Below are 9,468 nucleotides of genomic sequence, written 5' to 3' on the forward strand. Positions count from 1 at the left end.
TCATTTCGTAAGAGCAAACCCCACTTAGGCCTCAAATGAGAGGAACAACTATTCGCCCACAAACATTTTACTCATACGGGATACATTATGATCGTAAACTATGAACTTTCAATCCGCCTGGCGCTAAATAATTTTCCAAGCTTAGCTAGAAAACAGATGGAATAAGGGTTGAAAGAATGGAAAATCAAACAGTTTTATTCAGTAGGGAGTCCTGAAAATGAAAGATGTTACAATTCAAGATAAAACCACTAAACAGAAACTTTCCATCATCATTGCTTTAGCAGTCCCAGCAATGATTGAAAATATTTTACAGACTTTGGTTGGATTTGTAGATACTTTATTCGTTGCCAAATTAGGTTTAAATGAAGTCACCGCGGTAGGTGTGGCAAATGCAGTATTAGCTGTCTATATTGCTATTTTTATGGCAATAGGGGTAGGAACATCTTCTCTTATTGCCAGAAGTATCGGGGCAGGAGATATTTCAAAAGCGAAATCCATTGCTCGGCAATCCACTATCTTATCATCCATTCTTGGACTGCTATTTGGTTTGATTACCCTCTTTTTTAGCGAGCCACTACTCCGTTTAATGGGAGCAGAATCAAAAGTTTTAGCAGATGGAGTCACTTATTTTCGTATAGTTGCCATACCTTCTATTTTTATTTCGCTTATGTTTACCTTTGGCAGTATTCTTCGAGCTGCTGGTGATACAAAAACTCCTATGAAGGTTAGTTGGTGGATTAATCTTATTCACATAGGATTAGACTATGTATTAATTTTTGGGATCTTTGGAATAGAAGGAATAGGAGTAGCAGGGGCCGCATTGGCAACAGTCATAGTACGAATCATTGGTACACTTCTATTGTTTTTCTATATTAAACGATCAATAGTGTCTTTTTCATTATTTGGGAGTTCCTCAGGGGAAGGTACCTTGTCTATTTTAAAATTATCTACTCCTACAGCAATTGAACGTTTAATTATGCGGTTTGGACAGGTACTTTATTTTGGATTGATACTCAAGATTGGGGCTGATGTCTATGCTTCCCATTCAATTGCAGGAAATATCGAAACTTTTTCCTATATGCCGGGATATGGGTTGGCCATTGCAGCAACAACATTAGTTGGACAAAGTATTGGGGCAAATAACCATAAAGATGCATATATGTATGGGATGTTAACGACTATTATTGGTATTTTTATAATGTCCATTGGTGGGGTATTATTATTTTTCCTATCATCTTGGATGGCAACTTGGTTCACAGATAATCAGACTGCAATTGATATGGTAGTAACTGCACTAAAAATAGATGCTTTTGCTCAACCTGCATTAGCCATTGGATTAATTTTAGCAGGAGCATTACAAGGAGCAGGAGATACGAAAAGTCCGATGTATAGCACAGCTATTGGAATGTGGTTGATTCGTGTAATGGGAGTATATATACTTGGAATTCATTTTGAAATGGGGATTGCAGGAGTTTGGCTTTCTATAGCGATTGATCTATATATTCGAGCTATATTCTTATTTTTCAGATTTAAAAAAGTTAAAGAAGGAACAAATAAAAATGTAAATACTGTTGCTAAATTAAGTTAGTTTCTTCAACAATTGGGCGCTTTTCTGTAATAAGGAATGCGTCTTAATTCATTTATGGTCCATTTTTTTAAAGGTCATTGTTGATCAATATTGCTGGACGTTCACAAGCTGTCATGGATCTTTGCAAATGGAGAACTTTAGAAATAATAACTGAATCGGATATCCTTGTGAGGCCGGTTTTGTTGTGGAGTGCAATAATCATGAAAGTATGGTTCAAATAAATGAACATAAAAGTTCGATTATCAGGTAGTCTGGGTCTAATTTGACCCTGAAAGATCTTATACTAGGGTGGCTATAGCTGAACATTAGCTCCCACTCACTCTTCTTGAAAAAATAGAAATTATACTACAGGAAATCGTCTTTCTTTCTGCATAAATTCTCGATATTCTATTTGTAGAATAACAATGGGTGGTGTCTCATTTGAGAAAAATCTCGATAAAAATTGGTATTCTCTTTTTTTGTTTAATTTTCACGATGGAAGTATGCTTGTTTTTTTTATTGCATCAGAAAATTGCTCACTCAAGAATTGATGAACAGCTTTCTGCATTAGTCACCAGAGGAAACAATCATCGTGACGTATTGGAAACATACTACAATCAAGAGACAATCCACCATATCGCATTAATGGAAGTAAAATCTGATACAGAGGTAGTAATCACTAACGATCAAGGTGAAGTGATCATTTCTTCTACAGATAAATTCAATCAAATTCGCAGCTTATTAAAAGCAGAAAAAAAGAATATCCCAAGAAATGGACAAGTAATTGAGGATAACTGGAAATCCGGTTCATATATTGCCACCATCTCCCCTTTTGAAACAGGTGTCGATAAAGGATATGTTTATATGTTCCAGGATACAAGCCAATTAAAGCAATTAATCAAACAGTTAAACAGACATTTCCTAATTGCCGGGATTGCAACTGCCTTTGTAACAGCTATTATTATCTTAATTCTTTCAAGAATTATCGCCGGGCCACTTATAAAAATGAAGGAAGCGACCAAAGAGTTGAGCCAAGGGAATTTTTCCATTCAACTTGAAAATAAAAGCAATGATGAATTGGGAGAACTTGCCGAATCCATACAACTCCTATCAAATGAACTAAACCATTTAAAAACGGAACGAAATGAGTTTTTGGCGAGTATTTCACATGAACTAAGAACACCATTGACCTATATCAAGGGATATGCAGAGGTTGCCAAGAGAGAGCACCTTGGTATAGATGAACGTTTGAGTTATTTAAATGTCATTACGGAAGAATCAACAAAACTGACTACCCTCGTAACCGAACTGATGCAGCTGGCCCAATTGGATAATAACACTTTTAGCATTCAAGAAGAGTTGTTTTCTGTCAGTGATTCATTGAAAAGAATTTCGCAAAAAACCTTGCCGGCATTCAAGCAAGAAGACAAAAACTTACTTATTATATGCCCTGAAAATATTCAGATTTATGCTGACCCTGTCCGGTTTGAACAAATCATTCTCAATTTGTTGGAGAATGCTAGAAAATATTCTCCTAAAGGGGCCATAACAACTATAGAAGTATCTAAAAAAGATACAGAGATAAAGATATCCATACACGATGAGGGAAAGGGTATCCCGGATCATGATATTCCGTTCATTTTTGAACGGTTTTACCGAGTTGATAAATCACGTTCCAGAGAATTGGGCGGTACTGGGCTTGGATTATCCATTGTAAAAGAAATAGTCGACGCCCATCATTGGGAAATAGAGGTTTACAGTGAGATCAATAAAGGAACCACTTTTACCATCATAGCAAGAGGTGAATCGTAAAATTATGCGTAGGATATTGATTGTAGACGATGAAGAACGGATGCGAAACTTGATCTCGCTGTATTTATCGCCGGCTGGATATGAATGTGTCCCTGTATCATCGGGAGCAGAGGCAGTAAGTTATTTATCAAAGAAAACGTGTGAACTCGTCATTTTGGACGTGATGATGCCAGACATGGATGGCTGGGAAACTTGCAAAAGAATCAGGGAGGTTTCGGATGTTCCGATCATCATGCTGACGGCAAGGACAGATAAATCCGATATCGTGAAAGGCCTAAGTACCGGGGCGGACGACTATATAACAAAACCATTTGACTCAGGTGAGCTGTTGGCCCGAATAGAAGCCATTTTTAGACGTACCAAACTGCAAGAAGATAAAACAATAAGCTTTAACGGCCTGACATGGAATCCGGATTCCTACTCACTAGGCTATCAAGGCAAGCCAATTCAGATTACGCCTAAAGAATTTTCCCTGGTTGGTTTATTATTAAAAAATCCTAACCGTGTCTTCACAAGGGAGCAGCTTTTGACAATCATTTGGGGACTTGAAGCAGGAACAGAAGACAGAACAATCGATTCTCATATTCGGAATGTACGTGACAAATTGAGAAATGCAGGATTCCCAATTGACGACCACCTTACAACAGTTTGGGGAGTAGGCTATAAATGGGAAAATGAATAACCTTTTAGATACACAGGAGGAAAAAATGAAGTTAACAAAATTAATCGTTTCAGCGCTAGCAACCGTATTCCTATTGGCGGCCTGCTCACAGGAAACAAAAGAATTTACTTATGAAAAAACTGATAAAGAAATAGACCATATCCATGGTGCCGGCTTCGCAGGGGATAGTCTGTATATTGCCACGCATACAGGAATCAAGAAACATGATGGGCAAAATTGGTATGCCACTAATGGAAATAACCATGATTATATGGGATTTAGCATGATAAAAGATGGTTTTTATTCAAGCGGCCATCCTGCGGAAGGTTCAAAATTAAAAAATCCACTTGGCTTAATTAAAAGCACAGATGAAGGCAAGACACTTGATCAGCTTGCCTTTTACGGAGAGTCTGATTTTCATTACTTAACAGCCGGATATAGTTCTAAAGCGATCTATGTCATAAATCAGGAGCCCAACTCAGAACTGGAGACCGGTATGTATTACACGTTGGATGAAGGGAAAAACTGGGAATCAAGCAAATTTGCCGGGATTGAGTCTGATTCAATTGGCAGCATTTCTGCTCACCCTATAAAAGAAGAGATCATTTCCGTCTCAACAAAGGACGGTCTTTATCTATCAAGAGATAACGGTAATAACTTTGAGCTTATCACTGACTCATTCATGGTGCCAGCCGTATTCATGCTTGATGATATTGTTCTTTATTCTGCCTTAAATGACAAAGGCAACCATCTATACAGCCAAACTATATCAGATAGCAGCAGGACAGAAATAACTATTCCGGATCTCGCAGATAACAACCCTATAATGTTTATTGCGGCAAACCATGACAATCCAGAACAAATTGTAATCATTACCTATGCCAACGATATCTTTACAACTGAAGATGGCGGTAAAAACTGGACGAATATAGCGAAGGAAGGAAAGCTAGGATGAATAAAAGATAACGAGTGGGGCTGGGACAAAACCCAGTTAAACCTGTGAATTAGAAACAAGAGTGGCACACACCTACATGAGTTGGTGAAGATACCACTCTTTTTTGTTGTGTTTTAGACAGCAAAAAAGGACACCGTCTGATAAAATTAAAGTTCCTACACAATAAATTTACCGGAGGTATCCTTATGTTTAAGCATTATAGCATGAATCAGGTTATTTTGCCGCTAGATCTGGAAATAAAACTTCAGGAAAATGACATTGCCTATGCCGTCAACGAGGTGGTGGAAAATATTCCTGACGAAGCCTTTATCGGTTTTTTGCGTGAAACCGGCTGTCCTGCCTACCATCCGCGAATGATGATGAAGGTGATCCTGTGTGCCTATACGCAATCTGTCTTTTCGGGCAGAAAGATAGAGGGACTGCTCCAGGACAGTGTGCGAATGATGTGGCTAGCCTAAGGGTATGAACCCAGCTACCGTACGATTAATCGATTTCGCGTCCATCCCGAGGTCAAAGAGCTGCTGCGCCAGTGCTTTGTCCAGTTTCGCTGCCAGCTTGTGCAGGAACAGCTGATTGACGAGGAAGCCATTTTTATCGACGGTACCAAAATTGAAGCCAACGCCAATAAATTTACGTTCGTCTGGCGTAAGGCGATTGAAAAATACAGTGCTGCCCTGGTAGAAAAATCGAACCAGATGTATGAGGAATTGTTGGAAAACGAGATCATTCCGGAAATAGAGCGCGAAAGCCCGGATGAACTGACCACCGGGGAACTGGCCAAAGTGATCGAAAAGCTAGATGAGACCGTGGAGGAATACGATAAACAAATAGAAGCAAGCGAAGATGTGAGTGAACGTAAGCAAATGCGTTCCATGCGCAAAGCTCCTAAACAATACCGCAAACAATTCCGGGATTTTCTGGAGCGAAAGCAGAAATACCAAAGGGACATGGAGATTTTCGGGGAGCGCAACAGCTACTCCAAGACGGATCATGATGCCACTTTCATGCGCATGAAAGATGATTATATGAAGAACGGTCAGCTTAAAGCAGGCTATAATGTGCAGGTCGCAACAGAAGGACAATATGCGCTCGCCTTTGATGTATTCCCCAATCCCACAGATACGCGTACGTTCATCCCTTTTTTAGATAAGATTGAAAAAGGCTTTTTTGAGTTGCCCGGCTATATCGTTGCGGATGCAGGATATGGAAGCGAACAAAATTATGAAGACGTAATCACGAATCGAAACCGGATCCCTCTCATCACATATAGCATGTACCGGAAAGAGAAAAAGAAAAAATATAGGGGGGACATCTTCCGCACAGCCAATTGGAAATATGATGTGGAGAGTGATTCTTTCACCTGTCCGAATGATAAGAGGTTGACGTTTCGGTACATATCCAACCGGACAGACCGGAAAGGTTTTACCCGGGCGTTTAAAGTCTATGAATGTGAGGACTGTTCAGATTGTCCGCTACGTTCCCAGTGTACCAAAGCAAAAGATGGCCACAACCGGAGAATACAATATAACGAAAAGTGGGAACAGCAAAAAGAATATATCAGACAGAAGCTTTCAGAAGAGAAAACTGGGGAAATCTACGGAAAACGTAAAATTGATGTGGAGCCAGTCTTCGGATTCCTGAAGGCTAATTTGCGTTTCACCCGTTTATCCTTAAGGGGTAAAGAGAAAGTGAAAAACGAATTAGGATTTGCGTTCATGGCGGTGAATTTGAGAAAGTACACTGCCGCGAACAACCAATGTGCCATGCAGGTATAAAAATACCCAATATAAAAGGTTCCGACCATCTATGAACGATGGTTGGAACCTTTTATAATTGTTGCTTTGGCTAGTTATGTCCCATCCTCTTTTTGTTTTTTTCCATTGCATACAAAAACAGTTAATTATATTAATGAAACATAAAGCAAAGTCGGTTCTGCGCTTACATTGAGAGTTCAACCCTCTTTTAAAATAAATCGTATGAGTTAACGGATCCGTACAGGATTTTGCATAATTTCTTGATATTAGTTCGGTATGATTATTGCTAGAGAACAGATGACAAGGGAAGGAGTAACATGTTTTAAAGGTTGCTTTTTGCCAATTCGTACATTTCTTAGTAAATCGCATCTACTGGAAGTTTAAAATGTGAAAAACGAAGTGGACCTTTGAGCAACATAGATATGACTAACAAGGGAGAGAAGAAATGAAAAGAAATATATTGGCAGGCGTAGGCCTGTTGCTAATATTGGCGGGTTGCACAAACACCACAACAGAACAACAATCAGAAGAACAAACCATGGAGCATGGGCAAATGCAACATGAAAAAAATATGGATATGAACCATGGGGATATGGAAGGTATGGAGGGGCACATGGACCATGACAATGTGACCCCACTTCAAGACTCCGAAGGAACTCAGGAGTTGGTAATCCCGCCTCTGTTGGAAAAACAGAAGGGCTCAGACTTCGATTATGAGGTGGTCGCACAAGAAGGCACGACCCAATTCTTTGATCGATCTCCAACCAAAACCTACGGATACAATGGGAATTTGTTGGGGCCGACTGTACGGCTGAAAGAGGGAGAAACCGTAAAAGTGAAGGTCCGCAATCAGTTGAATGAACCAACGACATTCCACTGGCATGGCCTTGAAGTACCGGGGTCCGTGGATGGCGGTCCTCACGATGAACTGCAGCCGGGAGAAAGCAAGGTCATCACCTTAAAAGCGAATCAGCCTGCAGCCACCCTTTGGTATCATCCGCACCCGCATAAGTTAACCTCCGAACAAGTATTCAAAGGACTCGCTGGGATGCTCTATGTGGAAGAAGCGGATCAGGATTCTACCGGTCTTCCGAAAAGCTATGGCATGAACGACATACCACTCATTTTCCAGGACCGTCTGTTTGATAAGAACCACCAACTGAATTATGATGAGCTCATGAACAGTGATGGAACAATCGGAGATGTGTCACTTGTCAACGGTACAGTCAATCCGAAACTGACAGTGACTCAACCAGTGATGCGTTTTCGAATCCTCAACGGCTCTAACGCAAGAAATTATACGTTTCGTTTGAGCAATGGTGCTTCATTCACTCAAATTGCTTCGGATGGCGGGTTGTTATATGAGTCTATTGAAACGGATGAGCTTACGTTATCTCCATCAGAACGTTCTGAAATCCTGATTGATTTTTCCAAAATGGATTCTAATGAGTCTGTTTCCATAATCGATGAGGAAGGAACCGTTCTGCTTCCATTTGATTTGGCTTTTGAGGGTGAAGCAGCGAAACATTCCTCTGTATCATGGACATCTGATGAATCCTTCTTGACAGAGGAGGAGAAAAACTTACCTGTCTCCAAAGAGATTGAGTTGTTTGGGATGATGGACATGGTTACGATCAATGGGAAGAAATTTGATCCCGACCGGATTGACTTAAGACAGGAGAAAGGTGTCTCAGAAGTCTGGGAGGTTTACAATAAACCAGATCCGATGGGTGGGATGATACATCCATTCCATATCCACGGTACCCAGTTTAAAATCATTTCACGGGACGGTAAAGATCCGGCACCTAATGAGCAAGGATTCAAAGACAGTGTATTAATTGAACCGGGTGAACGAGTAAAACTACTTGTCACCTTTCCAGAAGAAGGCATCTATATGTATCACTGTCATATTTTAGAGCATGAAGATAACGGTATGATGGGGCAGGTAGAAGTATACTAATTTCATGAAATAAACACGAAAAAGGGCTGTAAGGAATTGTTTTGGATTCCGTACAACCCTTTCTTTATTCTGCTGACAATTCATCTTCTGTTAACCATTTATGGTTCTTTACTTCCTGATCGCTGTCTTTTGGCGTAAAGTCGACCATATAAACAGTTGTCTGTTCGGCGGAGTCAATGGTTGCGGTAGCTCCATCCATGCCTTCCATATGATCTGCATTCATCGTTACTTCTGTCCCCTCTTCAAGGGGGGCTTCTCCCGGATCGACTAGTTCCTCATGGATGACCCATTTATGGTTTTCCACTGGTTCACCGCCGGTAGTCGGAGTATAGGTGACTGCATAGGCGGTCGTATCAAAGGCCCCACTAATTTTTGCCTCCACACCGTTCATGCCGGGCATATGGTCAGCGTGCATCATTGCTGTACTGCCAACAGGGAATTTAGGATCTTCAGCTTCCTTCAGTCCTTCCGGTACCTCTCCGGAACCGCTATGCATCTCATGCATATTCTGCCCTTCTTCTTGGGCAGATTGCTCAGTGTTTTCTTCCACTTGGGAGTCCTGTTGTGCTTGATTCTCCGTTTCGCCCCCGCTTTGGCAACCAGCCAATAAGAGTGTAAGAATACCTGAGGCTATCATCATTTTATTTTTAAATATTGCCATGATGTTCATCCTCCTTTTATTTAAATAGTCTCTCGGCATTCGCCGAGTTAGATGGGTCAAAGGATCTCTTGACCCAACTGTTTGATTCCCCTCCTACT

General features: G+C 40.6%; 6 protein-coding genes and 1 pseudogene. 6 read left to right on the plus strand and 1 reads right to left on the minus strand.

Annotated features, from left to right (window positions below; translation table 11 throughout):
• The first annotated feature begins 217 nt into the window (after positions 1-217).
• From AB1L08_RS19985 to AB1L08_RS20010, 6 genes and pseudogenes are all read left to right on the plus strand, one after another.
• The gene (locus AB1L08_RS19985; protein ID WP_413066386.1) at positions 218-1,588 is read left to right on the plus strand and encodes an MATE family efflux transporter; all 1,371 of its coding nucleotides are present in this window, start codon (positions 218-220) and stop codon (positions 1,586-1,588) included.
• A gap of 411 nt (positions 1,589-1,999) precedes the next feature.
• On the plus strand, positions 2,000-3,379 hold the full coding sequence (locus tag AB1L08_RS19990; protein WP_413066387.1) for a HAMP domain-containing sensor histidine kinase: 1,380 nt from the start codon (positions 2,000-2,002) through the stop codon (positions 3,377-3,379).
• A gap of 4 nt (positions 3,380-3,383) precedes the next feature.
• Positions 3,384-4,061: a response regulator transcription factor gene (locus AB1L08_RS19995; protein WP_413066388.1), complete on the plus strand. Its 678-nt coding sequence runs from the start codon at positions 3,384-3,386 to the stop codon at positions 4,059-4,061.
• A 25-nt stretch (positions 4,062-4,086) separates the two neighbouring features.
• A complete protein-coding gene (locus AB1L08_RS20000; protein ID WP_413066389.1) occupies positions 4,087-4,995 on the plus strand; it encodes a F510_1955 family glycosylhydrolase in 909 nt (302 codons plus the stop codon).
• A 185-nt stretch (positions 4,996-5,180) separates the two neighbouring features.
• Positions 5,181-6,942: pseudogene (locus AB1L08_RS20005) on the plus strand (IS1182 family transposase).
• Positions 6,943-7,194: 252 nt separating this feature from the next.
• On the plus strand, positions 7,195-8,709 hold the full coding sequence (locus AB1L08_RS20010; RefSeq protein ID WP_413066390.1) for a multicopper oxidase family protein: 1,515 nt from the start codon (positions 7,195-7,197) through the stop codon (positions 8,707-8,709).
• A 64-nt stretch (positions 8,710-8,773) separates the two neighbouring features.
• Here the strand turns inward: AB1L08_RS20010 and AB1L08_RS20015 are convergent, their stop codons facing one another.
• The gene (locus AB1L08_RS20015) at positions 8,774-9,370 is read right to left on the minus strand and encodes a YdhK family protein (RefSeq protein ID WP_413066391.1); all 597 of its coding nucleotides are present in this window, start codon (positions 9,368-9,370) and stop codon (positions 8,774-8,776) included.
• Between the last annotated feature and the right edge of the window lie 98 nt (positions 9,371-9,468).

The sequence above is a fragment of the Siminovitchia jepli genome (genome assembly GCF_047228825.1).
Lineage (GTDB): Bacteria > Bacillota > Bacilli > Bacillales > Bacillaceae_C > Siminovitchia.